Genomic DNA, 23,836 nt, shown 5'->3' on the forward strand with positions numbered 1-23,836 from the left:
TGATTTATTTCGTTTTTATTACATATAATTGTGTATTTTCTGTCTTCACTACTTTTATAGATTCTCCTTTTTCTATATACCCATACAATGCCATAGCGTCATATTCTTCACTTCCTATCATTACTTTTCCCGAAGGTCTCATAATAGTCGCTGCTATCCCCTCTCTACCTACAAGCTCAAATAAATCTCTCGGAACTCCAATAAAGCCCTTCTCTGCATCTTGAACCGTATGCAAAGCTAAACGATGAAATATGCCTTTTGACCCTATCTTATGTGCTAAATATATAGCAATTACAAAACCCATAACAATACCAGATATCACAGTCAATATACTTTGGCTAATAATCCTAGGCTCAACTGGGGAAAAATCAAAATCAATATTATTAATCAAAGCTAATATCAATCCGGTAAAAACCATAATACTACCTAATATCCCAGCAACACCAAAACCCGGTATAATAATAAGTTCCAATATCAGTAAAATAACTCCTACCAAAAATATCAATATTTCCCATCCTGCTGCAAATCCATCAATATACAAAGGAACAAAATACAATACCCCAGCTATTAATGCCGCTGCCGAAGGAAAACCGATACCCGGAGATTGCAACTCAAAATAAATGCCCCCGATAATTATCATCACCAATATCGCTTGAAATGCCGGATTAGTTAAAAAACCAGCTATCTCATCAAATAAAGTAGGATGATATTCTTCTATTGTATACTGTTTTTGATTCAGGCATTTTGAAATAATTTCATCAGTACTATTTACAATTGCTTCGCAATACCCCCATTTCTCAGCTTCCAAAGCTGTTAATGTAAGCACTTTTCCAGAATCAATTACACTCGGTATTACAACCCTCTCATCAACCATCGCTTCCGCAATATGGGGATCTCGTTTCCAACGGACAACCGTATCTCCATCATTGATTATAGTATCAGCTCCATGGGCTTCTGCAGTCGAACGTATAGTAGCTCTCATATAAGATTGATACTTGTCTGGCATAGCCTCTCCATTTCCATTTACTACTGTAGCCGCACCTATATTGGCTCCTGGCCTCATATATATACTATCACAAGCAATGGCTATAAGAGCCCCTGCTGAAGCTGCATTATTATCTATAAAAGCATAAACCGGAATAGATGAATTCAAAATAAGTGTTCGTATTGAGTCTGCATGAATAACAGTTCCTCCATATGTATTCATATGCAAAATAACTGCATCGGCTTTTTTCTTTGATGCCTCAGCCATCCCTCTTTTTACATATCTCCACGTAGTACTTCCTACCTCTTTCTTCAAATTTATTTTATATATCAATGTTTTCTCAACAGCATAAACCGAAAAAACTGGAAGTAAAAATAAAATTATAATAACAAATGAGAACCTTTTCATCCTTTTTACGTTATATTCATATACGAAGTTAGTCTTTTTCTCTGAAATATAAGAAATTCATAAGAAATAAAACTATAATTAAGAGGAGAAATCTACATATCGTATTTATCACTATTACGTGATATTATCCTATTTATATCGTTAAATGGAAATAAAAAAATTGTATTCTATAAAAATAAAGCCATGATATAGACAAAATCCATAAAAAAAGACCACATATATGTTTTTAAACACTGTTAAATAACATATTTTTAATGAGAAAATTTTGAAATCCGATTTTATATAATTAGCTTTGTAATGAGCAGTAGCATGAAAATAAACGAAGTATTAATTAATCTAATTTTTGAATTTATGAATTCAAATAATTTTCAACAGCGATTGTTGGGATTACAAGACAATTTGCTGAATTTCGCTTACATGCTTACATCTGATCGGGAAGAAGCTAAAGATTTACTTCAAGACACAACCCTGAAAGCTCTTGACAACGAAGACAAATACATTGACAATGTAAATTTTAAGGGCTGGGTATTCACTATCATGAGAAACATCTTTATCAACAATTATCGAAGGATTGTGCGCAATCAGACAATAGTCGATCAGACCGAAGATCTGTACCACCTAAATTTACCTCAAGAATCAGGATTCAATACTCCTGAAGGTTCGTTCACAGTAAAAGAAATAACAAAAGCGATAAATAGCTTTTCAGATGAATATAAAATTCCCTTTTCAATGCATGTAGCAGGATTTAAATATCACGAAATTGCAGAAAAGATGGGACTTCCTCTCGGAACAGTAAAAAGCCGAATATTTTTTGCTCGCCAACGTTTACAAGAAATACTTAAAGATTACAAATAAATAATAAAAATGACAAGAATATGACGAGGCGAATAGACTATTTCACTATTTGCCTTATTCTTGTTTCTATAAACAAAAGCCCTCTATTTATAATATAAAGGCTATTATTTGTATAAAACATCATCCGATTCATTATGAAGTTTTCCCACATCAAATTGTATGTACTATCATTATTTGTCGGCATATTGACTGGATTTGTGACTATACCTTATAGATATCTGCTCGAAAAATCAGATATATTTAGAGCATACTTCTTTGTTGAACATCACAGTTGGTGGTTTCATCTACTCACAGTTGCTATTATGTGGATTATAGCCCTATTTATCTATATATCAGTAAAAAAGTTCCCGATTATTTCGGGAAGTGGTATACCTCAAGTCGAAGGAGCTATTTATGGAAGATTCAAATTTTCATATCCTTTTCGTCTACTTATAGCTAAATTTTGGAGTGGTGTGGCTGGTATAGGTATGGGATTATCGTTAGGCAGAGAAGGCCCTTCGGTGCAAATGGGAGGATTTATAGCTCGAATAATAGGAAAATGGAGTAAAGCCAATGTATCAGAACAAAGATATCTTTACACTGGAGGAGCTAGTGCCGGATTGGCTTCAGCTTTTACAGCACCTCTCGCCTCTACGATTTTTATTGTAGAAGAAATTGAAAAATTTGATTCTGTCAAAATTATAATAACCTCATTATTAGCATCTACAGTATCAGCATGGATGGCAAGCATCATCCTTCCAACAAATATTTACGCACCCATACAAACCACATGGCCTGAAGAAATGAGCACTTTTTCATTATTTATCACTTTCATTTTCTTTTCTATACTACTTACCGGAGCTGGAAAACTTTTCAATTCATCATTACTCAATTTCCAAAAAAAATTTAAACAAATGCCAATACCCATATATTGGAAAATACTAATTATAATACTACTAACTTACTTACTTGGCTTCTTTTGTACAGATTTATTAGCTGGAGGCGAACGCTTTTTAATACAACAAAGTTCTCCTTTGGCTTACACAGGCATTGTATATCTCACCATTATTATATTCATAAAAATTTTCTATACACCACTATGTTATGCGACCGGATTTCCAGGAGGTATTTTCCTACCATTATTAGTGTGCGGCGGATTACTAGGAAAATGGTTCTCTCTTATACTTATACAAATAGGGCTATTAAATGCTGCTCACACAGGATTTTTTATGGTTATCGGAATGTCTGCTCTTTTCAGTGTCGTCGTTCGTTCACCCATTACTGGTATAATATTAATACTTGAAATGACCCAAAAATTCAATATTCTTTTTCCTATGATTATCGTTGTGAGTCTCTCTTACTTTTTCAGCCAAATTGTAAATGTCAAACCAATTTATGACATGCTATATCAACGACTATTACCTACAGGACTTCAAAATTCGGACAGACGTATTACAATCTCTTTCAATATAAACGACAACTCATATATGATAAACAAATGCCCTTATGAATTGCAGCTACCTCAAGGTTGTACAATATTTAGTGCAAAACGGCACAATCAAGAGCTCAGCCTTAAAAAAGATAAACTTAAAAGTGGTGATGAACTCTATATAGAACTATATTCCCGAGACCTTGAAACTTTATATAGGCCATTACGTAGCATGGCAAACGAATAATTATTTTCAAAATAAAAAATGTCCGGACAAAACATATATTGATTTCTCCGGACACTTCTTTAAATTTATTTATTGTGAAATTATAACCGAATAGGTTTATATTTAGGAACAAGCGCTTTCATAACAACCCAGCCAATCAGATATGCAACAGCACAAAACGAAAAGACTATGAAATATCCCGATTCAATTCCCTCAAATCCAAGAAAACTCATTCCTGAATTTTCGGAATAATCAAATAACAAACCAGAGCCTTTATTGATAAATACAGAACCAATGCCACCAGCCATACCACCAATACCAGTTATAGTTGCAATCGCACTTTTAGGAAACATATCTCCAATAGTAGAGAATATATTGGCCGACCATGCCTGATGTGCAGCACCGGCAATACCGATAATGATAACCGGGAACCAATATGTCATATGACCTAATGGTTGAGCCAAGAGTGCTAATAACGGGAAAAAGGCAAATATCAACATGGCACGCATACGCCCAGCATAAGGATTCATCTGCTTTTTATCTACAAAATAAGTCGGTAACCACCCCCCAACAATAGATAATAAAGTAATAGCATATAAGACAAATATAGCTAACTGACTTGCAGGATCGGACGATTTCATATCGTATACCGAACTCAAGTATGCAGGTGTCCAGAACAGATAAAACCACCATACACCATCAGTCATAAATTTACCAAAAGCAAACGCCCACGTCTGTTTAAACTTAAAACATTCTACAAAAGATAATTTCTTGCCTTCAACTGTCTCATCTTTAGATTGTTCTTCCGAGCCCTTATCTTGTTGTATATATTCCAACTCAGCAGCATTTACATGTTTACTTTTATCCGGTTTAGCATATATAAACACCCAAAATCCCATCCAAACAAAGCCTAAAGCTCCGATAATAATAAATGACATTTCCCAGCCATATAACTCCGCAATTAGTGGAATAGAAACTGGTGCAGCCAAAGCACCAACAGTAGCTCCCGCATTAAATATACTGGTAGCATATGCTCTGTCTTTTTTAGGGAAATACTCTGCTGTTGCTTTAATCGCAGCTGGAAAGTTTCCTGCTTCACCTATAGCTAATACAAAACGAGCAAAGACAAATAGTGTTACACTCACATTTACAATCATCGCAACATCGTCCACTTTGGCAAGAGCTTCTTTGGCCCCTTCAAAGCCAACAAACCACTCTCCGGCAACAATACCAGAAGTTGCAATTCCACAAAAAGCATGTACACATGCTCCTAAAGACCAAATACCAATAGCCCACAAATATCCTTTCTTTGTATCTAACCAATCCACCAAACGACCGGCAAATAACATACCTATGGCATAAATAAGAGAAAATAATGCCGTAATGTTTCCATAATCATCGTTAGTCCAGTGAAACTCCGGAGCAATAAAATCTTTCCAAGTCAGAGACAATACCTGCCTGTCCATGTAATTGACTGTTGTCGCAAAAAACAACATTGCACAGATAACCCATCTGTAATTTGTCATCTTTCCCATTCCATTTTTTGATGTATCCATTCTCAAATATTTGTGTTAGTGTTTTTCTTTGATTCAAAAAGCCGGACAATAGTATACGCCGGACAAAGTAATAAAAAGAAAGTTTTTCATTTCTTCACCGAAGATAATGAAAAACCTCTATATTCAAATCACTTTCTAAATTTTTTAATTATAGCCAGAGCTTCAGCACATTTATTAGTAATAGCAGACCAATCTTTAGCTTTTATAATATCTGCGGGGAATAAATTTGATCCCATTCCTACGCATGTAACCCCAGCTTTAACCCAAGCTGAAAGATTCTCTTCTGTAGGTTCGACAGCACCCGTTACCATTAACATAGACCAAGGCATCGGGGCTTTTACATTTTTTACAAAAGATGGTCCTCCTACATTCCCTGCGGGGAAAACTTTACATAAATCACAACCAGCTTCTTGTGCGAATCCAATTTCAGATACTGAACCACATCCTGGTGTATAAGGAATCAAACGTCTATTACAAACCTTCGCAATCTCTGGATTAAACAAAGGACCAACAACGAAATTTGCTCCTAACTGAATATATAAAGATGCTGTCCCAGGGTCAACAACTGATCCTACTCCCAAAATCATCTCCGGGCATTCAATTGCAGCAAACTTAACCAACTCTGCAAATACTTCCTGTGCAAAATCTCCACGATTGGTAAATTCGAAAGCTCTTACACCTCCCTCATAGCACGCCTTTACTACACTTTTAGATATTTCAATATCTTTGTTATAAAATACAGGAACCATTCCTGTAGAGGCCATTGCGTTAATGACCTGCATCTTAGAAAATCTTGCCATATTTTTATAATGAAAATAAATGGTAACGCTCTCTACACACTACCATTTAGTTAGTTTATACTTTTAATATCATCGTGATACTCGCCCTGAAGCATCCCCACTCATCAACTTCTCAACTTCATCTACTGTCACCAAATTAAAATCTCCATATATAGTATGCTTCAGACAAGATGCGGCAACAGCAAAATTCAAAGCTTTCTGATCATCATCAGTATATGTAAGCAACCCATAAATAAGACCACCCATAAAAGAGTCACCTCCTCCTACACGATCTACGATATGAGTGATATCGTAACGAGGAGATTGATACAATATATTGCCATCATACAATACCCCACCCCAAGTATTGTGATTAGCATTAATAGAACCTCGTAAAGTAACAATAACCTTCTTAGCCCGAGGAAATTTTTTCATCAATTGAGTACAAACCGATTTGAACTCGGCAGCATTTACCTCACCCTCAGTCTGAGTAACATCAAAACCTTCAGGTTTAATTCCGAATACTTTTTCAGCATCCTCTTCATTCCCTAAAATGACATCACATCCCGCAACCAATTCCGGCATAATCTCTGATGCTGTTTTTCCATATTTCCATAAATTTTTACGATAATTTAAATCGCAAGAGACTGTTATACCCAAACGATTTGCAGCTTTTATAGCTTCAAGACAAGCATCTGCTGCACCCTGAGAAAGTGCAGGTGTAATACCTGTCCAATGAAACCAGTCAGCTCCTCTAAACACATCATCCCAATTTATCATACCTGGCTGAATTTCTGAAATAGCAGAATAAGCGCGATCATACACAACCTTACTAGCTCGAGCTACAGCCCCTGTCTCAAGAAAATAAATACCCAAACGGTCACCTCCATAAACAATATGACTAGTTTTCACTCCATGTTTATGTAAATCCATTTCACAACTATGGGCAATATCATTTTTAGGCAAACGAGTTACAAATTCAGCATCAAGTCCATAATTAGCTAACGAAACTGCAACATTAGCCTCTCCTCCACCAAAGGTCGCAGTAAATTCTGTGGCCTGACAAAAACGTTGATAACCTGGTGTTGCCAAACGCAACATAATTTCTCCAAAAGTGACTACTTTTTTACTCATGGTCTTAAACAATTTATTGAATTCTTTTTTTGATACATTTCACATCCAGTACTTATAAAGTCTTACCTTCCACTTAAATTTCCTAATCCGGTATAACTTTTAAACCAGGTACAAATATAAGAGATTTATCTAAATTAGTACAAACGTTTGCACAAAAACTTTACAGTTAATAATGAATAAATTATCATCTATTAATTTCATTTCCCAGATTTATTATCAAAAAAAGATTCCAGATTTTCCTTTACAACATATTTTTTTACCATCTTAAACAAATTAGACGCAAAGACAAAATCATCTAAAGCCTCATTTTTTGCTGTAAAGATTTCTTCTTTCGTACCAACCCATTCCTTATGACCTTTATTCAGAAATACAATATTCTCACCAATGCCCATGACCGAGTTCATATCATGAGTATTAATAATAGTTGTCATATTGTATTCCTTAGTTATATCACTCACCAGCTCATCTATTACAATCGAAGTGCGCGGATCAAGTCCAGAATTCGGTTCATCACAAAATAAATACTTAGGATTCAAAGCTATAGCCCTTGCTATAGCAACGCGCTTTTGCATACCTCCACTAATTTCCGACGGATACAAATTATTTACACCCTTTATATTTACCCTTTCTAAACAAAATTCAGCTCGTTTTACTCGTTCTACCATTGACTGACGTGTAAACATCTTCAAAGGAAACATCACATTTTCAAGTACTGTCAATGAGTCAAACAACGCAGAACCTTGAAATAACATCCCAATTTCAGACCTTAAAGTTCTAACTTCCGAGCTGTTCATCTTCAACAAATCCTTACCATTATATAAAACTTGCCCTGATTCTGGACGTATCAAACCTACAATAGATTTCATCAAAACAGTCTTTCCCGAACCACTTTGTCCAATTATCAGATTAGTCTTACCCGCATAAAAAGTCGCACTGATATCATGCAAGATAGTCTTACCTTCAAATGATTTCACTATATTTTTTACCTCTATCATTGCAATAACAAATTAGTAAGCAACACATCCAACAATAAAATCATCACGCTACTCACCACCACAGAGTCAGTACTGGCCTTTCCCACCTCAAGAGCTCCTCCTCTAGCGTTATACCCATAATAAGAAGCCACCGAACTAATAACGAATGCAAAGAAAAATGATTTAATAATCGAATACCAAATATAATATTCTACAAAGAAACTTTGTAACCCATAAATATACTTGGCTGTAGAAATCATTCCCGTAAATGAAGCGATCAGATAGCCGCCCATCAAGCCTGTAAACATACTGAAAACCACCAACACCGGAATAAAAGTCACTAAAGCGATAATCTTAGGCAATATAAGGTAATTAGCAGAATTCACCCCCATGATATCCAACGCATCTATTTGTTCCGTTACCCTCATAGTGCCAATTTCCGACGCAATATTAGACCCAATCTTCCCCGCCAATATCAAACTCATGATAGAAGAAGAAAATTCCAATATCAAAGTATCTCTTGTCACCAAACCCACTGTATATGCAGGAATTAAAGGAGACATAATGTTCAATGACACCTGAATCGTTATAACTGCACCGATAAATAATGAGATAGTCACTACAATAGCAATTGAGTCAATACCCAATTTATATACTTCAGCAATATAACGTCTGAAAAACTCACTCCAACGATCTGGGGCAGAAAATACCCTTGTCATGAGCATGACATAGTCACCAAATTTTTCTAATGATTTAGTCAATATCATAAAAAACAACTTTTTCTATCATAGAAACAAACGATTCTACACTACAAACATAATTAAAATTATTGTATCGTTAAGTGTCAATTAAACAAAAAAACACTATTTACACACTTATTATAACAATCTTTCTTTCTCAATAAACACAATTTGGGACAAAGAACTTAACGTAATCCATAAAAATATATACCTTTGTTCACAATAAATTTTTTATTTTAGAGAGTATTGGATGGAGACAAAAAAGAGTGAAAAAGAAATTACCCCCGAAGCAATAACACCCATAATTGTCGAGGAAAATATCATCGTTGAGAACGAAATTACTCCAGAATCTGAAAACCCGATGATGACATTACGGACTGAAGATTTGGTAAAAAAATACCGTCAACGTACTGTTGTTAACCATGTTTCTATCAATGTAAAACAGGGTGAAATCGTAGGGCTATTAGGCCCGAACGGTGCCGGAAAGACTACTACGTTCTACATGGCCGTAGGGCTTGTTACTCCAAACGAAGGGCGTATTTTTCTAAATGACCTTGACATTACCAAATTTCCTGTTTATAAACGAGCTCAACATGGAATAGCCTACCTAGCCCAAGAAGCATCAGTATTCCGAAAGATGTCAGTAGAGGACAATATACTCTCCATATTACAAATGACAGGAGAAAGCAAAACTTACCAAAAAGAAAAACTTGAAAGTCTCATTGCCGAATTCAGGCTACAAAAAGTTCGAAAAAATCTTGGAGACCAATTATCAGGGGGCGAACGCCGGCGTACTGAAATAGCCCGATGTCTGGCTATCAATCCCAAATTTATCATGCTTGATGAACCATTTGCTGGAGTTGACCCTATTGCCGTTGAAGATATACAATACATCGTATATAAACTAAAAGAAAAAAACATAGGGATACTCATCACAGACCATAACGCTCCAGAGACACTTAGCATTACTGATCGAGCTTACTTATTGTTCGAAGGAAAAATCCTCTTTCAAGGAAGTTCCGAAGAACTAGCGGCTGACCCTATCGTAAGAGAAAAGTATTTGGGACGAAATTTCATATTCCGTCGAAAAAAATTCGACTAAATGGTATCACCCTCAAGATATAGTCATTCCCTGTTAATTTCACTATTACAATATAAGAATTATGATAGGAAAATACCTTTCAATAAATACATGGGTAATTTAATATTAGAACAAAATTTGTTTGGTCTGATGATGGATATTATTTGTAAGGAAAAAGGGAATATCGCATTTCGTGCAGCATGGGCAGTCGAATATGCCTTTTTAAAGCGACCAGATTCATTTTTAAATTTTGTTCCACAATTTATAACTTATTTTCATAAAACAGAAAATGAAAGCGTACGGCGTCTTTATGGAAAAATTATGTATATATTACTCTCTAAAAAATGGTTAGTCCCTGATATTGATACTGCCGAATCAATCGCAGAGACAGTATGCCATTGGCTCATAGCATCTAAAGCCAAAATAGGGAATAAAATATGGTGTTTGAATATACTCCAAATCCTAAATCCTCAAGTCAAATGGATTACAGAGGTCATGGAAAATATTATTGCAAAAGAATCCATCTCCCCCACTCCTGGAATAAAATGTGCTATTAGGAAATTAAGGCAGTAACATTACAAAAATACCTCACAAAACAATTCTATATAAACAACAGGACATATAAAATGTCCAACAGAAAGTTGTATATATAATTTTTTTGAGCTATTTTTACTAAAATTTTTGAGATAAAAAGGAAAATATTTTTAAGAATCATCATATTCCGTAATAACAGCAATCCAAAGAATGAAAAAAAGATTACTTAATAGTGAACCTATTCGTTTCTGTATTGTAGGAACAATTGCTACTATTATTCATTACGGATTATACTTACCTTTAAGTTCATTTTTGAAACTAAATGCAGCCTACAGTATAGGATTCATTGTCAGCTTTATATGCAATTTTTTATTATCTAATTATTACACATTCCATACACGTCCTACATGGAAGAGAGCTATCAGATTCAGTGGAAGCCATGTCGTCAACTACATCATGCAAATATCTTTTTTCAATTTATTTCTCTTTTTTGGAGTCTCCAAAGCTTATGCTCCAATGCCCGTCTGGGCAGTAATCATGCCTATCAATTTTCTTTTAGTCCGTTTCGCTTTAAAACCTCATAGAAAACATATATCCGTAACCTCACCTCAAAAGACAGCTCCAGACTACAAAGAAATAGAAATTACCCAAAAGTCATAATAAAAATAATGCCACCTTACAACTTACATAAGATGACATTATATGACAAATCTTAAGATTTAAGTTCCTTTATTTCTCCATTATATACTCAGCAATTTGTCTAAAAGTGTCTCCTGCAATTTTCTCAATAGGTTGACTGTTTTTAGGATTACTAATAACCACTAAACATGTATATTGCGGAGCATCTGCCGGAAAATATCCACAGAATTCTGATTTTACCTCATCTTCCGTAATGGCAGACCCTGTCTTACCTGCAATTTTAACTTTTTCCGACAATGCAGACATTCCAAGACCAGAAGCTACAGTCTCATCTAAAATTTCACGTATTCCCATCATCGTTGTATCAGAGCAAAGAGTCGTATCATTCTTAGACACAGTATAATAGAAAGACAACATTTCCGCCGGAGTCATAGTCACACCATACCCTTGTCCTACACCCAAAAATGTTTTTGTATCATCTGGAGATGGAACATTTACAATACGTATCAGTTTTAGTTTTTGAGTAAACATCATAGGCTGCTCCTCATAATTTTCAAGTAATATTTTAGCCATACCTATATTTGAAGACGTAGCAACAATATCTTTTACTGTAATTTTTCCTGTCCGTGCCATCTGGGTATTTTCATCTGTTATAGAAACCCCATCATGCATCAATGTATCTCCTGGTATTTCAATACTGTCATTCCATGTAATAAGTCCATCTTCCAATGCAGGAATCAGAGCAAACGGCATTAATAAAGAACCCATCTCCGATTGGGCAGAGAATATACGATTACTGCCTTTTTCATATTTTCCATCCGCTCCGAGTACCATATTAACTGAAACTTTAACTTGTCCTGCTGTATCAATAACAAGTACATAACCCGAATCTGCTTGCAATTCAACTAAACTTTTCTGCAAAATATCACCAATATCTGAATCCATTTTAGAATTCTCACCTTTTTTACCCGAATTACAAGCCAGTAAAACGAATAAAAACATCACACTCATACACAAAACTATTCTTTTCATATTATACACTTTTATCGGTTATTTGGGTAAAGATAAGAAAACTCTGTGATTTCCTATGCTAAATTCCAGACTAATCCTTCTCCTTCACCCCCATTATTCATAGACTTAATGCCTTGTAAAAGTCAATTTCGCCCTTTTCCATAGAAAAATAGATATTTTCCATATAAACTCATTTTCTATTTCTCTCTTCCTCTCAAAAATTACTATACCAATCCTTACTTCTTATAAACGGTTTTAAATACCATACTTAGAATAGATACAATCTATCTATCATCACATTTTATCTTTCGAATACCATTTTACCTAAATCTCTTTTTATAGGACCCAACCACTACAAACAAAGTTTTTGAATAAATAGAAAAATCAAATCCATTAAAAAGTTTTTAGTAAACTTTTTTCTTTAGGAATAGCCTTTCTTTCACCATGCTCAAAAATTCAAATTACGAAACACAATCCAATAACTCCTGCAAATAATCAGTGTATAACTGACGAGGAGAACAACGATATTTCATACACAGATAAGCAGCCATTCCAACAACCTCTCCCATCATCCCAGTAGTACGCTGTACTCGTATTGCACCTAAAGCAATATGAGTAACACTTATATTCCTTCCAGCCATAAACAAGTTCTCTATATTACGTGAATAAAGGCAACGATAAGGAAAAGTATAATCCTCTTTCCGCTTATTTGGGTGAATAGCGTAAGCTATAAATTCTTGTCCGGGGAAATATCTGGAATTTTGTTTATCTGGGTAATGCAAATCGATTCCCCAAGTAGTTGTCACAATTGCATCTGGATAATTAACTTTACATCTTATATCAGTCTCCGTCAATAAAACATCTCCAACTAAACGATAAGATTCACGTTTGCCTGCATTATAAGATAAATAAGCCAACTTATACTTTCCATATTTATCTCTTAAATAAGTCTTTAAATAAGCCCAATTACCATAAATAGCCCTAAAATTATGGTCTCTTATCAGTTCCGAATCTTCAACTATATGAAAATTACCAAATCCGGTTTCCCAATTCCAAACAGACTTGGTCAATTCAAAATGATAATCTTCAGTAAATTGTAACATCCATTCCTCAATCGGAAAAGCTGATATGCTATCCGTTAATGTTGCGTACCATTGATTTGATGTACCCATAGTCAAACTATCGCTTTCTTCTGGAGCCCCAGCCTCTCCTGTCTGAGCCTTACTTTCACGTCCGTACAAATGATCTGCACCAGATAACAGTCCCAAAGACGCGTCTCCAGTACAGTCGGCAAATATTTTTCCCGAAAAGCGATAAGTTTTCAATGTATTGATATCCATTGCGTCTACATAGTCTATCTTTATGCCCGACATTCCCACAGCATAGACATGCATATTTCTAAATAAAGAGATATTTTTCTCATTATTTATAATTTTCAGCCTCCAATTATCCCGATACATAGAAAGATTCTCATTGCAAACTCCAGCAAAACCGTTATCAATTTCTCTCATAATAGAGCCTATTTTCGGATACTTATTCCTAAAAAGCTCTCCATCTGTAGGAATTCTTAATTCCGAACTACTATTACCACCCAGTACTGAACGATTATTAATCAAAGCTACTTTTAACCCTAACCTTGCTGCCTGTATTGCTGCACAAATTCCAGCAGTACCTCCACCCACAACTACAAAATCATATTCTCCTTCATAATAAAAATCCTTTAACTTTAACATTTTCTTCCTAAATAGCCGTAAACCGTCTACATCATTAGGCAAATTCTCCTCAGCAGATTTTGAAAAGAATATAGCATCACATCTTGCATCAAAACCTGTCAAATCTCGTAACCGAATTTCTGTCACTAAGTTATCTATTCGTACCGTCCCTGCTTTATACCATTTCCACTCTATATCTCCAGATGCCCCAAAGGTATGATCCAATTCTTTTCCATCTATTATCATTCTAAATCTACCGGGACCTTTCGGATAAGGAGCCCAATCTTTTGTCCGCACCCAAATATAATAAACACCTGTTTCCGGAAATCTTACCTCAGTAGTAGCATCTTCAACAGCTTCACCTAAACCATGAGCCAGCAGATAAGGAGAACCCATCTGATCAATGAATTGAGAATCAATTGACCAACCACCCTTTGTTTCAAAAAGTTCTGTTTCTATCAAAACTGACTGGCTACTCACTGTAACCAGACTACATAGCAAAAGAAAAAATATAAAAATAATCTTCATCACACAAATATTCATTTTTGAAAAACACATCACATCACAATCCTCCAAAACAGAAATAGTAATAAAGTTATATTCCTACTTATCTAAAAAGAATATATGCTACAACAATAGCGGATTCTTTTCCTATATTTATATTACAAATCAAAAACATATTTGTAATCACTGCTACTACCCAATCTAAAAAAAATATTTTTCATCTGATTATTAATTGAATATACACTATTAAAAACAAAATTTATCCATCATTATTCAATAATATTTTTCTCTTACTAAAAGCAATAGTGTTTGGTGGCTTCAATATTCATGCTACCAAGAATAGTTCCGATATACAATATGAAATAACCGACATACGTATCGTTGGAATAAGTTTTTCTACGACTACTCGTGTACAAACAAAATCAAACAGCAATACTATGGATATAATAATTACCGAAGTAAATACCTATACGTCCTTGCCTATTAAAAACTGAAAAGGTAAAAATAGAAGATAAAACATACAGTTTATCTCTCCTATCGGTTTATCGGTTGAAACAAAGAACTTAAAGATATCTACAATAAAAAATACTCAATCTAAATATTCATCAACTAATTCTTACAACTGAATCTGATAAATAAAAAATCCCTATAACTCATCAGAGTTACAGGGATTTATATCGCAATTTAGAATTCAATTACTTGCTCAAAGCAGTAGCCACGTCAACAGCACAAGCCACTGTACATCCTACCATCGGATTGTTGCCGATACCGAGGAATCCCATCATTTCTACGTGAGCAGGAACTGATGAAGAACCAGCGAACTGAGCGTCTGAGTGCATACGGCCCATAGTGTCTGTCATACCATAAGATGCAGGACCAGCAGCCATATTATCAGGATGCAAGGTACGTCCCGTCCCCCCTCCTGAAGCAACAGAAAAATATGGCTTACCCGCTAATACACGCTCTTTCTTATATGTACCAGCAACCGGATGTTGAAAACGAGTCGGATTTGTAGAATTTCCCGTAATAGATACATCTACACCCTCTTTCCACATGATAGCCACACCTTCGCGAACATCATCTGCACCATAACATTTTACCTTAGCACGAGGACCATCGGAATATGCAATTTCCCTTACGACTTTCAATTCTCCAGTATAATAATCAAATTGAGTCTGAACATAAGTAAATCCATTAATACGAGAGATAATTTGTGCAGCATCCTTACCCAAACCATTCAAAATACAACGTAAAGGCTCTTTACGTACCTTATCAGCTTTTGCTGCAATTTTGATAGCTCCTTCCGCTGCTGCAAATGATTCGTGACCAGCTAAAAATGCAAAACATTTGGTTTCTTCACGTAACAACATAGCAGCTAAGTTACCATGTCCGATACCAACTTTACGATCATCAGCAACAGACCCAGGTATACAAAATGCCTGTAACCCAATACCAATAGCTTCTGCTGCATCCGCTGCATTTTTACAACCTTTTTTCAAAGCAATAGCAGCGCCCACTACATAAGCCCATTTAGCATTTTCAAAGCAGATAGGCTGGGTTTCTTCACACGTTTTATAAGGATCGAGACCATAAGATTCACAGATAGCATTTGCTTCTTCAATATCTTTAATTCCGTTTTGGTTCAACGCAGCAAGAATCTGCTTGATACGACGGTCTTGACTCTCAAATTTTACTTCTCTAATCATTATTTGTTCCTCCTTATATTATTCGTGACGTGGATCAATATATTTAACTGCACCCTGTTCTTCTGTGAAGCGTCCATAAGTACCTGTTACTTTCTTCAAAGCCTCATTAGCATCCGTACCTTTCTTAATCTCATCCATGAATTTTCCAAGGTGAACAAATTCATACCCACAAATTTCATCGTTTTTATCAAGAGCGATAGTCTTAATATAACCTTCTGCCATTTCCAAATATCGAGGGCCTTTTGCCAAAGTACCATATAAAGTACCTACCTGACTCCGCAAACCTTTGCCTAAGTCTTCCAATCCAGCACCGATCATCAAACCGCCCTCTGAAAAGGCTGATTGAGTACGTCCATACACAATCTGCAAGAAAAGTTCGCGCATAGCTGTATTAATAGCATCACATACAAGGTCTGTATTCAACGCTTCCAAAATGGTTTTTCCAGGAAGAATTTCAGACGCCATAGCAGCTGAGTGGGTCATACCCGAACAACCAATTGTTTCCACCAAAGCTTCTTGTATTACACCGTCCTTTACATTCAAAGTCAGTTTACAAGCACCTTGTTGTGGAGCACACCACCCCACACCATGAGTCAAGCCTGAAATATCAATCACTTCTTTAGCTTTCACCCATCTACCTTCTTCAGGGATAGGAGCCGGACCATGGTTCGGCCCTTTTTTTACAACACACATGTGTTCTACTTCGTGTGAATAGATCATAATTCGCTCTTTTTATTTAATGAAAAATTTAAAGCCTTAATAAGCGATGCAAAGGTAAAATTTTTCTCGGTTTTAACAATACATTTTCATTACGAAAAGTTATTAAAACACCATTATTTTAAACAACTTATCAAATTGTCATCTCGACTTTACAATCAAAGCTTATTATAAAAATATTTACCATATTTTTACATATAAGAAAGCAAAATCCGTATCTATTTCACAATACAATCGTTTGCACAAAAGCACTCTATAGTTTTTCAACTAACATGCTTTTGTAGTCTGAAAAAAAATAACGAATTTTGCGCTGACTTTCAACAAACGAATACAGTAGTTTTATTATTAACACATAAAAACTTATTACAACAATGAAAAAAAGTGCTCTGCAAATTGCCCGCGCTTCTTATCAGCCAAAATTACCGAAAGCATTAAAAGGACAAGTTTCTATTAAAGAAGGTACTCCTACAGAATCGGTCGCTGACCAAGCGGAAATTAAAAAATTATTTCCCAACACTTATGGAATGCCTGTTATTTCATTTGAACCCAGTAACGAAAGCAAAAACTATCCAGCTGTAACAGCAGGTGTAATCCTTTCAGGAGGACAAGCTCCTGGAGGACATAACGTTATTGCGGGTCTATTTGACGGTCTAAAAGCTATCAACAAAAATTCTAAACTATATGGTTTTCTTTTAGGCCCGGCAGGTCTTATTGAACACAATTACATTGAACTAACTTCTGATATTATAGACGAATACCGAAATACTGGGGGGTTCGATATTATTGGTTCTGGACGTACCAAACTTGAAACTGTCGAACAATTTGACAAAGGTTTAGAAATCATTAAGCAATTAGGAATACAGGCACTTGTTATTATTGGAGGAGATGACTCTAATACCAATGCTTGTGTTTTAGCCGAATATTATAAAAAAATCAATGCCGGAGTCCAAGTTATCGGATGTCCTAAAACTATTGACGGTGACTTGAAAAATGAAATGATTGAAACATCTTTTGGATTCGATACAGCTTGCAAAGTCTATTCTGAAGTAATCGGTAATATACAACGTGATTGTAATTCTGCAAAAAAGTACTGGCACTTCATCAAGTTGATGGGACGTTCTGCTTCTCATATTGCCCTCGAATGTGCTTTGCAGACACAACCCAATATCTGTATTATTTCAGAAGAAGTCGAAGAAAAAAATATGTCACTCGACAATGTTGTAACTTACATTGCCAATATCGTTGCTGCTCGTGCCGCTGAGGGTAACAATTTCGGAACCGTACTTATTCCTGAAGGTCTTATTGAATTCATTCCGGCTATGAAAAAACTCATTGCAGAACTAAACGATTTCTTAGCTAAAAACGGAAATGAATTCGCAATGATAAAAAAATCAGAGCAACGTAACTATATCATCAACCACCTTTCTCCCGAAAATTCAGCTATTTATGCAAGTCTTCCTGAAGGGGTTGCTCGTCAATTATCACTCGATCGTGATCCTCATGGAAATGTTCAAGTATCGCTTATCGAAACCGAAAAATTATTATCAGAAATGGTTGGTAAAAAATTAGCTGAAATGAAAAGCGAAGGCAAATATACAGGCAAATTTGCTGCCCAACATCATTTCTTCGGTTACGAAGGCCGTTGTGCTGCTCCATCAAATTTTGATGCCGATTATTGTTACTCTCTTGGCTATACGGCATCGGCTCTTATTGCTGAAGGTAAGACCGGTTACATGTCATCGGTACGCAATACCACTAAACCAGCGGAAGAATGGATAGCCGGAGGAGTTCCTGTAACCATGATGATGAATATGGAACGTCGCCACGGAGAAATGAAACCCGTTATACAAAAAGCTTTAGTTAAACTTGATGACGCTCCATTTAAATATTTCGCATCCCAACGTGAAACATGGGCTAAAAATACATGCTATGTATATCCCGGTCCTATCCAATATTTCGGACCGACAGAAGTATGTGACCAACCGACTATTACTTTGGTTCTTGAAGCTCAAGGAAAATAATCTTACTTTTCCTACATATTAAAAAAGCATTTCAAAATTTTGAAATGCTTTTTTAATTATCATTTTCCCAAACAAATTACAATTTTGCAAACAATTAATATCTTGAAAACAAATACTTACGAAAACCCCAACAACAAAAAACAAACAGTGCCAAACTTACCCATGCCATCCACGCTGTAGACGAGTCAGCCGTACCAATTGTCTCATAACTTGCCAAAAACAAATTATCTTTTGAAAAATAAGTATACAATGTCGTCATAGCATTATTCAAAAAATGAGCTATAATCGGTAGCCATAAATTTCCTGAGCCAATCAAAAGATAACCGAAAAAAGCTCCCAATAATAACCGAGGAATAAAACCATAAAACTGGAAATGAATTGCACTGAAAATAAATGCAGCTGTCCATATAGCGATATGACGATTATGGCACTTATCCAATATCAATCTTTGTAGTATCCCCCTGAACGTCAGTTCTTCCCCAACCCCAGCCAACACTCCTACTATAAGGAGCACAATCAGCAACCCTCCGACAGATTGCATATCTAGTATTTGGTTAGTCATTGCTTGAGCAGCCTTTTCGCTCTCACGCATCCAAGACTCAAACCCAGCCAATGCTTTGGGTAAGTGCATCGCTTCATTCCAATCTATGATACAATTCATAAAAGGTATAGCTACTACCATACAAACAACAACCCCCAAAACACTCATAAATGATGGGGCATAACTAATTTGCAAATACTTAAATGGATGATTACTAAATAGTAAAGCTACAAAAAATGGAGGTATGACAAAAAGTCCTAATGACTGAACAGACAAGTTCAAACGCAACAATTCTACATAACTCATATGGTTTTCACACAGAGCAGTAATTACCACTATCATAATGGAAGAAATAATCAAAAAAATGAGAAATATGACCAAACTCATCAAGATTTTTACAGAAAAAGAAGATTGTGCATATTTGTTTATCCAGCTCATTGTCGTACAATAAATTAAAAAGAAATTATAATATTAAAAAAATAGAAAGGAATATCGTAAATATCAACAGATTACGGGCAGTCTTTCCTAATACCGGATTCAATGCGGTTCCTTTCAATATACACATTTGCCGCCACGTAATTATATGGACACAAAAAAACAGTATAGCTGCCCCTATACTCCAAAAATTATAAGAAAACCAGATATCAACAGTGCATAAAAGAGCGACAACACCATTGAAAAGATAAGCATATCGAGCAAACGTATGCCCAAATCGTACTACGACTGTTTTTTTCCCAGAAAGCCGATCCGCTTCAACATCCCTATAATTATTCACCATAAGTATATTGACCGACAATAGTCCTATAGCAACACTTCCCCAAAAGACTTCAATACAAAAATGGAGAGCCTGCACATAATAAGTCAAATTAACAGCTACCAACCCGAAAAAAATAAACACAGCAACGTCTCCTAATCCTTTATAGGATAATGGATACGGTCCTGCCGAATAGGCTATTGCAAAAACAACAATTATCATTCCGGCTAATATAAGCCACCAACCGCCCCATATCAATAAAGCAAGTCCCAATCCACAAGAGATTATCAAAGTAAGCAATGTCGCCATTAACATTGATTTAGGAGAAATATCCCCCGAAGCTACAGCTCGTCTCGGCCCTACTCGGTCAGCACGATCGCTACCTTTCTTATAATCATAATAATCATTGGCAAAATTAGATGCTATCTGTGCCAACAAGGCAAACAACAAACAAATGACAGCAGCCACAACATTCATCACACCATAATGCCAAGCATAAGCCGTAGCCGCAACCACAGGACTCGCAGAAGCCGGTAAAGTACGCGGACGAGCCGCATCAACCCAATCTCTCATCATAATATTTAAAACTTAAACTATTCCAAAACAATGCTGGATAGCAGAGCGTATACAAGCTGCATCATTCTTACCCTCCTTCAAAATAGAAAGTACAAAACTAAGATATTTTTCTTTATTGGCCAACCCGCATAATTGGGTAACCCGGCTCTGTGGTAGCATGCCTTTTTGATTGTACACTTTCAATATAGAGGGATAATCTTCTCTCATCACGTAATTTCTAAACTCACCACATATATTTTCATACATTTCCTTGGTATCAATTCCTTCTGTCAATGTTTCAATATGTTGAGCCAACTCTTCGATCGTATCGAGTTTTCGGTCTATCATATATTCTATCTGACGACGCAACCGATGACGTGTATGTAATAATGCCTGAGTCTCAACATCTTTATCAAACAAAGATATCACATTATGTTTTACTTGGGAAAAAACCTCATCCTCATCTTGCAACATACGGCGAGCCACAGTTTTCACTACATCTTCGAGCATCAACAAATTTTCAACCTCAGCGACATCCGGCACATAAATATTTCTTTCGCGCAAATAATGAATTTCCCGAGATGTACGGCGATCTCGATCAACTATACCTTTTGACTCCAAATGATGAAAATTTTTCATTTCACCAAAAGCCTTAGTTGTTTCTATAACTTTAGAACATCCACCTAATGGCTTTACTAAATAATCGGGGAATATATACGGGTACAATTTATTATCTATACTATTATTATCAGTTCCTTCAATAAACAGCACCGGTTTACGGCTCCCCAACAATTCTAGATAAATTTCTTCAGGAAAACTCTCTCGGTTTTCTATCAATTCATAGTCCCAAGCACGACGCACTGCATCATAACTCTTTACCCAAACTCTTACACCAGCAGGACGTCCCGCAGCAAATTCTATGTCATGAGTCATATAGATAAAAGTACAATCAGGACGAGATTGTTCTATCGAATCCCATAAAGAGCCTACAATCGAGCGATGCAAATGTAACTCCGGATCCTCTACAATAATCAAAGCTTTAGGCATAGCAAACAGAACCGAAGCTATCAAGTAAAAAACAGCTTTTTCTCCTTGACTCATTCGATAAGCCTTATATGATTTCTCATCGACCGATGAGAGCACCTCTAAATCCCCATTTTTACGTAATATACGACTATGAGGAAACAGCCGTTCCCAAACTTCTTGTGTCTGGTCAAGCCGAGTCCTGGGCAAATTACACGACTCTCCTCGAAACCGCTTCATCTTAAAATCAACCAAACTTTGAAACTCTTCCTGCTGCAAAAGATAAAGCAACCTATCAAATTCTGTCTGAGCTTTCACTTCAATTTTCCCATTTTTCGATAGCATTTGTTCATACATCCCAGAAACGGAATGAGAAGTACTCTTCTTTTCTGGAACTAAACACAAAGCATTTCCCGCAGAAATACGGAAAACACAATCGGCATACCTGCGCTCAATCGCCCGTCCAAAGCGGCTCTTGCCAGCGCCATTAGCCCCTATAATAATGATATTATGCGGATCCTTCAAAATAATACTTTCTGCCGAGTTGCTTTTTTTAGGTAAAACTATTTCCATAAAGTAAACATTTATAGGATGTTTAAATAATAAGCATTTTTCAAATGTAGTCAATTATCATTTTAAGTATACATTCAAACTCACTTTTTTTTTTTACATTTGATGCATATAATCAAAACTTAAAACTTATGTTCTCAGGAATTGTAGAAGAAGCAGCAACTATTCTTGCTCTCAAAAATGATCAGGGGAATTTACACCTGACACTCGAATGTTCTTTCACTAATGAGCTGAAAATAGATCAGAGCATAGCTCATAATGGCGTATGTCTCACAGTCGTCAATATCGAAGGTAACAGATACACAGTTACTGCAATAAAAGAAACTCTTGAACGCAGTAATCTTGGACTTTTAAAAGTCGGAGACAAAGTAAATATCGAACGTAGTATGCCAATGAACGGTCGCCTCGACGGACATATAGTACAAGGACACGTAGACCAAACTGCATCATGTAGACATGTAGATGAAGCTGACGGTAGTTGGTATTATACTTTTGAGTACCCATTTGACAAAGCTAAAGCTGCCGAAGGATACATGACTGTAGAAAAAGGCTCGGTTACCGTAAACGGGGTAAGTCTTACCGTATGCAATTCTAAAGATAATAGCTTTCAAGTCGCCATCATCCCGTACACTCATGAGCATACTAATTTTCATCAAATTGTTCCCGGGAGTATTGTCAATTTAGAATTTGATATTATTGGGAAATACATCAGTCGAATCATGAAATATCAAGCATAGTACAATACATTCTGTTATGTTTTCCGCCATTCTCTATCCATCACCTTTTAATTTGCACTAGTGGACTTTCTTAGATTAGCAGAAAAAAGACAAAGTTGTCGGACATATGACTCTAAAAGAGCTATAGAACCAGAAAAATTGCAACGTATATTAGAAGCTGGTCGCATAGCCCCTTCAGCATGTAATGCTCAACCCTGGCATTTCATCGTCGTAGATAACCCTGAACTAAAAAATAAAATTGCCGATGCTACATCAACTCGGATATTGGGAATGAATCATTTTACCAAACAAGCTCCAGTACATTTGATTATTGTAGAAGAAAGTGCTAATTTTACTTCCAGCATCGGCAGTCAAGTAAAGAATAAGCATTTCCCCTCCATTGATATCGGTATTGCCGCTGCACATATTACCTTGGCGGCTACAGCCGAGGGGTTAAGTACATGCATTATCGGTTGGTTCGACGAGAAAGCGATAAAAAAATTATTAGATATTCCCTCATCTAAACGAGTTATTCTTGACATCCTTATCGGATACTCAAACCAGGAACACCTACCTAAAAAAAGAAAACCAATAGATAGTATCGTAACTTACAATCAATACAAGAACAAATAAGTACAAACAGAAAAAGAAAAAATCTTACTTTCCTTTCCTGTTTTTTCATTATTG

21 protein-coding genes are annotated in these 23,836 nt (G+C 35.9%); 8 read left to right on the forward strand and 13 right to left on the reverse strand.

Annotated elements, in window-relative coordinates; genetic code table 11:
* Positions 1–4: 4 nt before the first annotated feature.
* Positions 5–1,393, reverse strand: a complete 1,389-nt coding sequence (locus tag BN2628_RS07535; RefSeq protein ID WP_021931201.1) for an NfeD family protein — start codon at positions 1,391–1,393, stop codon at positions 5–7.
* Between the two features lie 351 nt (positions 1,394–1,744).
* Between BN2628_RS07535 and BN2628_RS07540 the strand changes: the two genes are divergently transcribed.
* Together BN2628_RS07540 and BN2628_RS07545 are read left to right on the forward strand one after the other, a co-directional pair.
* On the forward strand, positions 1,745–2,248 hold the full coding sequence (locus BN2628_RS07540) for an RNA polymerase sigma factor (RefSeq protein ID WP_044228097.1): 504 nt from the start codon (positions 1,745–1,747) through the stop codon (positions 2,246–2,248).
* A 134-nt stretch (positions 2,249–2,382) separates the two neighbouring features.
* On the forward strand, positions 2,383–3,903 hold the full coding sequence (locus tag BN2628_RS07545; RefSeq protein ID WP_021931203.1) for a ClC family H(+)/Cl(-) exchange transporter: 1,521 nt from the start codon (positions 2,383–2,385) through the stop codon (positions 3,901–3,903).
* 80 nt (positions 3,904–3,983) lie between these two features.
* Here the strand turns inward: BN2628_RS07545 and BN2628_RS07550 are convergent, their stop codons facing one another.
* The 5 genes from BN2628_RS07550 to BN2628_RS07570 all read right to left on the reverse strand — a co-directional run bounded on the left by BN2628_RS07550 (position 3,984) and on the right by BN2628_RS07570 (position 9,086).
* Positions 3,984–5,438: an MFS transporter gene (locus BN2628_RS07550; RefSeq protein ID WP_021931204.1), complete on the reverse strand. Its 1,455-nt coding sequence runs from the start codon at positions 5,436–5,438 to the stop codon at positions 3,984–3,986.
* Between the two features lie 128 nt (positions 5,439–5,566).
* Positions 5,567–6,238 (reverse strand): bifunctional 4-hydroxy-2-oxoglutarate aldolase/2-dehydro-3-deoxy-phosphogluconate aldolase, encoded by a 672-nt coding sequence (locus BN2628_RS07555; RefSeq protein WP_021931205.1) that lies wholly within the window; start codon positions 6,236–6,238, stop codon positions 5,567–5,569.
* A gap of 69 nt (positions 6,239–6,307) precedes the next feature.
* The gene (locus tag BN2628_RS07560) at positions 6,308–7,351 is read right to left on the reverse strand and encodes a sugar kinase (protein ID WP_021931206.1); all 1,044 of its coding nucleotides are present in this window, start codon (positions 7,349–7,351) and stop codon (positions 6,308–6,310) included.
* Between the two features lie 197 nt (positions 7,352–7,548).
* A complete protein-coding gene (locus BN2628_RS07565; RefSeq protein ID WP_021931207.1) occupies positions 7,549–8,346 on the reverse strand; it encodes an ABC transporter ATP-binding protein in 798 nt (265 codons plus the stop codon).
* On the reverse strand, positions 8,343–9,086 hold the full coding sequence (locus BN2628_RS07570; protein ID WP_257606458.1) for an MlaE family ABC transporter permease: 744 nt from the start codon (positions 9,084–9,086) through the stop codon (positions 8,343–8,345). The genes BN2628_RS07565 and BN2628_RS07570 overlap by 4 nt, the downstream gene beginning before the upstream one ends.
* 340 nt (positions 9,087–9,426) lie before the next feature.
* Between BN2628_RS07570 and lptB the strand changes: the two genes are divergently transcribed.
* The 3 genes from lptB to BN2628_RS07585 all read left to right on the forward strand — a co-directional run bounded on the left by lptB (position 9,427) and on the right by BN2628_RS07585 (position 11,340).
* On the forward strand, positions 9,427–10,167 hold the full coding sequence (lptB, locus tag BN2628_RS07575; RefSeq protein WP_044228094.1) for an LPS export ABC transporter ATP-binding protein: 741 nt from the start codon (positions 9,427–9,429) through the stop codon (positions 10,165–10,167).
* A 90-nt stretch (positions 10,168–10,257) separates the two neighbouring features.
* Complete coding sequence (locus BN2628_RS07580) at positions 10,258–10,719, forward strand: hypothetical protein (RefSeq protein ID WP_044227873.1); 462 nt, start codon at positions 10,258–10,260, stop codon at positions 10,717–10,719.
* Between the two features lie 171 nt (positions 10,720–10,890).
* Entirely contained in the window at positions 10,891–11,340 is a 450-nt protein-coding gene (locus BN2628_RS07585) for a GtrA family protein (protein WP_074024057.1), read from the forward strand.
* Positions 11,341–11,409: 69 nt separating this feature from the next.
* Here BN2628_RS07585 and BN2628_RS07590 read toward each other — a convergent pair whose 3' ends face one another.
* From BN2628_RS07590 to BN2628_RS07610, 4 genes are all read right to left on the reverse strand, one after another.
* Positions 11,410–12,351, reverse strand: a complete 942-nt coding sequence (locus BN2628_RS07590) for a penicillin-binding transpeptidase domain-containing protein (RefSeq protein WP_082430145.1) — start codon at positions 12,349–12,351, stop codon at positions 11,410–11,412.
* Positions 12,352–12,791: 440 nt separating this feature from the next.
* The gene (locus BN2628_RS07595) at positions 12,792–14,570 is read right to left on the reverse strand and encodes an FAD-dependent oxidoreductase (protein ID WP_257606459.1); all 1,779 of its coding nucleotides are present in this window, start codon (positions 14,568–14,570) and stop codon (positions 12,792–12,794) included.
* A gap of 671 nt (positions 14,571–15,241) precedes the next feature.
* Entirely contained in the window at positions 15,242–16,252 is a 1,011-nt protein-coding gene (locus tag BN2628_RS07605) for a GGGtGRT protein (RefSeq protein ID WP_021931214.1), read from the reverse strand.
* Between the two features lie 18 nt (positions 16,253–16,270).
* On the reverse strand, positions 16,271–16,972 hold the full coding sequence (locus BN2628_RS07610) for an iron-sulfur cluster assembly scaffold protein (protein ID WP_021931215.1): 702 nt from the start codon (positions 16,970–16,972) through the stop codon (positions 16,271–16,273).
* A gap of 368 nt (positions 16,973–17,340) precedes the next feature.
* On the opposite strand from BN2628_RS07610, the gene BN2628_RS07615 reads away from it, so the two are divergent.
* On the forward strand, positions 17,341–18,990 hold the full coding sequence (locus BN2628_RS07615; protein WP_055096677.1) for a diphosphate--fructose-6-phosphate 1-phosphotransferase: 1,650 nt from the start codon (positions 17,341–17,343) through the stop codon (positions 18,988–18,990).
* 94 nt (positions 18,991–19,084) lie between these two features.
* Here BN2628_RS07615 and BN2628_RS07620 read toward each other — a convergent pair whose 3' ends face one another.
* The 3 genes from BN2628_RS07620 to BN2628_RS07630 all read right to left on the reverse strand — a co-directional run bounded on the left by BN2628_RS07620 (position 19,085) and on the right by BN2628_RS07630 (position 22,436).
* Positions 19,085–19,873, reverse strand: coding sequence for a CPBP family intramembrane glutamic endopeptidase (locus tag BN2628_RS07620; RefSeq protein WP_157256124.1), 789 nt, complete (start codon positions 19,871–19,873; stop codon positions 19,085–19,087).
* A 121-nt stretch (positions 19,874–19,994) separates the two neighbouring features.
* Positions 19,995–20,861, reverse strand: coding sequence for a 1,4-dihydroxy-2-naphthoate polyprenyltransferase (locus BN2628_RS07625; RefSeq protein ID WP_044227863.1), 867 nt, complete (start codon positions 20,859–20,861; stop codon positions 19,995–19,997).
* Positions 20,862–20,873: 12 nt separating this feature from the next.
* Positions 20,874–22,436, reverse strand: coding sequence for a DUF4435 domain-containing protein (locus tag BN2628_RS07630; RefSeq protein ID WP_044227858.1), 1,563 nt, complete (start codon positions 22,434–22,436; stop codon positions 20,874–20,876).
* 128 nt (positions 22,437–22,564) lie between these two features.
* Here BN2628_RS07630 and BN2628_RS07635 point away from each other — a divergent pair, with 128 nt between their 5' ends.
* Together BN2628_RS07635 and BN2628_RS07640 are read left to right on the forward strand one after the other, a co-directional pair.
* Positions 22,565–23,170, forward strand: a complete 606-nt coding sequence (locus tag BN2628_RS07635; RefSeq protein WP_044227856.1) for a riboflavin synthase — start codon at positions 22,565–22,567, stop codon at positions 23,168–23,170.
* Positions 23,171–23,230: 60 nt separating this feature from the next.
* Positions 23,231–23,782 carry a nitroreductase family protein gene (locus tag BN2628_RS07640; RefSeq protein WP_044227851.1) on the forward strand — a complete coding sequence of 184 codons (552 nt, stop codon included), beginning with the start codon at positions 23,231–23,233 and terminating at the stop codon, positions 23,780–23,782.
* The last annotated feature ends 54 nt before the right edge of the window (positions 23,783–23,836 follow it).

This window comes from Gabonia massiliensis, assembly GCF_001403595.1.
GTDB classification, from domain to species: Bacteria; Bacteroidota; Bacteroidia; order Bacteroidales; family Coprobacteraceae; genus Coprobacter; species Coprobacter secundus.

What these genes read in the sequence shown, in the direction of transcription:
- BN2628_RS07610 (WP_021931215.1), bottom strand. Translation starts at nt 16,972, where the DNA reads ATGATCTATTCACACGAAGTAGAACACATGTGTGTTGTAAAAAAAGGG.
- BN2628_RS07555 (WP_021931205.1), bottom strand. Translation starts at nt 6,238, where the DNA reads ATGGCAAGATTTTCTAAGATGCAGGTCATTAACGCAATGGCCTCTACA.
- BN2628_RS07550 (WP_021931204.1), bottom strand. Translation starts at nt 5,438, where the DNA reads ATGGATACATCAAAAAATGGAATGGGAAAGATGACAAATTACAGATGG.
- BN2628_RS07580 (WP_044227873.1), top strand. Translation starts at nt 10,258, where the DNA reads ATGGGTAATTTAATATTAGAACAAAATTTGTTTGGTCTGATGATGGAT.
- BN2628_RS07620 (WP_157256124.1), bottom strand. Translation starts at nt 19,873, where the DNA reads ATGATAGTGGTAATTACTGCTCTGTGTGAAAACCATATGAGTTATGTA.
- BN2628_RS07540 (WP_044228097.1), top strand. Translation starts at nt 1,745, where the DNA reads ATGAATTCAAATAATTTTCAACAGCGATTGTTGGGATTACAAGACAAT.
- BN2628_RS07545 (WP_021931203.1), top strand. Translation starts at nt 2,383, where the DNA reads ATGAAGTTTTCCCACATCAAATTGTATGTACTATCATTATTTGTCGGC.
- BN2628_RS07585 (WP_074024057.1), top strand. Translation starts at nt 10,891, where the DNA reads ATGAAAAAAAGATTACTTAATAGTGAACCTATTCGTTTCTGTATTGTA.
- BN2628_RS07635 (WP_044227856.1), top strand. Translation starts at nt 22,565, where the DNA reads ATGTTCTCAGGAATTGTAGAAGAAGCAGCAACTATTCTTGCTCTCAAA.
- BN2628_RS07595 (WP_257606459.1), bottom strand. Translation starts at nt 14,570, where the DNA reads ATGAAGATTATTTTTATATTTTTTCTTTTGCTATGTAGTCTGGTTACA.
- lptB (WP_044228094.1), top strand. Translation starts at nt 9,427, where the DNA reads ATGATGACATTACGGACTGAAGATTTGGTAAAAAAATACCGTCAACGT.
- BN2628_RS07560 (WP_021931206.1), bottom strand. Translation starts at nt 7,351, where the DNA reads ATGAGTAAAAAAGTAGTCACTTTTGGAGAAATTATGTTGCGTTTGGCA.
- BN2628_RS07535 (WP_021931201.1), bottom strand. Translation starts at nt 1,393, where the DNA reads ATGAAAAGGTTCTCATTTGTTATTATAATTTTATTTTTACTTCCAGTT.
- BN2628_RS07630 (WP_044227858.1), bottom strand. Translation starts at nt 22,436, where the DNA reads ATGGAAATAGTTTTACCTAAAAAAAGCAACTCGGCAGAAAGTATTATT.
- BN2628_RS07590 (WP_082430145.1), bottom strand. Translation starts at nt 12,351, where the DNA reads ATGAAAAGAATAGTTTTGTGTATGAGTGTGATGTTTTTATTCGTTTTA.
- BN2628_RS07605 (WP_021931214.1), bottom strand. Translation starts at nt 16,252, where the DNA reads ATGATTAGAGAAGTAAAATTTGAGAGTCAAGACCGTCGTATCAAGCAG.
- BN2628_RS07625 (WP_044227863.1), bottom strand. Translation starts at nt 20,861, where the DNA reads ATGATGAGAGATTGGGTTGATGCGGCTCGTCCGCGTACTTTACCGGCT.
- BN2628_RS07565 (WP_021931207.1), bottom strand. Translation starts at nt 8,346, where the DNA reads ATGATAGAGGTAAAAAATATAGTGAAATCATTTGAAGGTAAGACTATC.
- BN2628_RS07615 (WP_055096677.1), top strand. Translation starts at nt 17,341, where the DNA reads ATGAAAAAAAGTGCTCTGCAAATTGCCCGCGCTTCTTATCAGCCAAAA.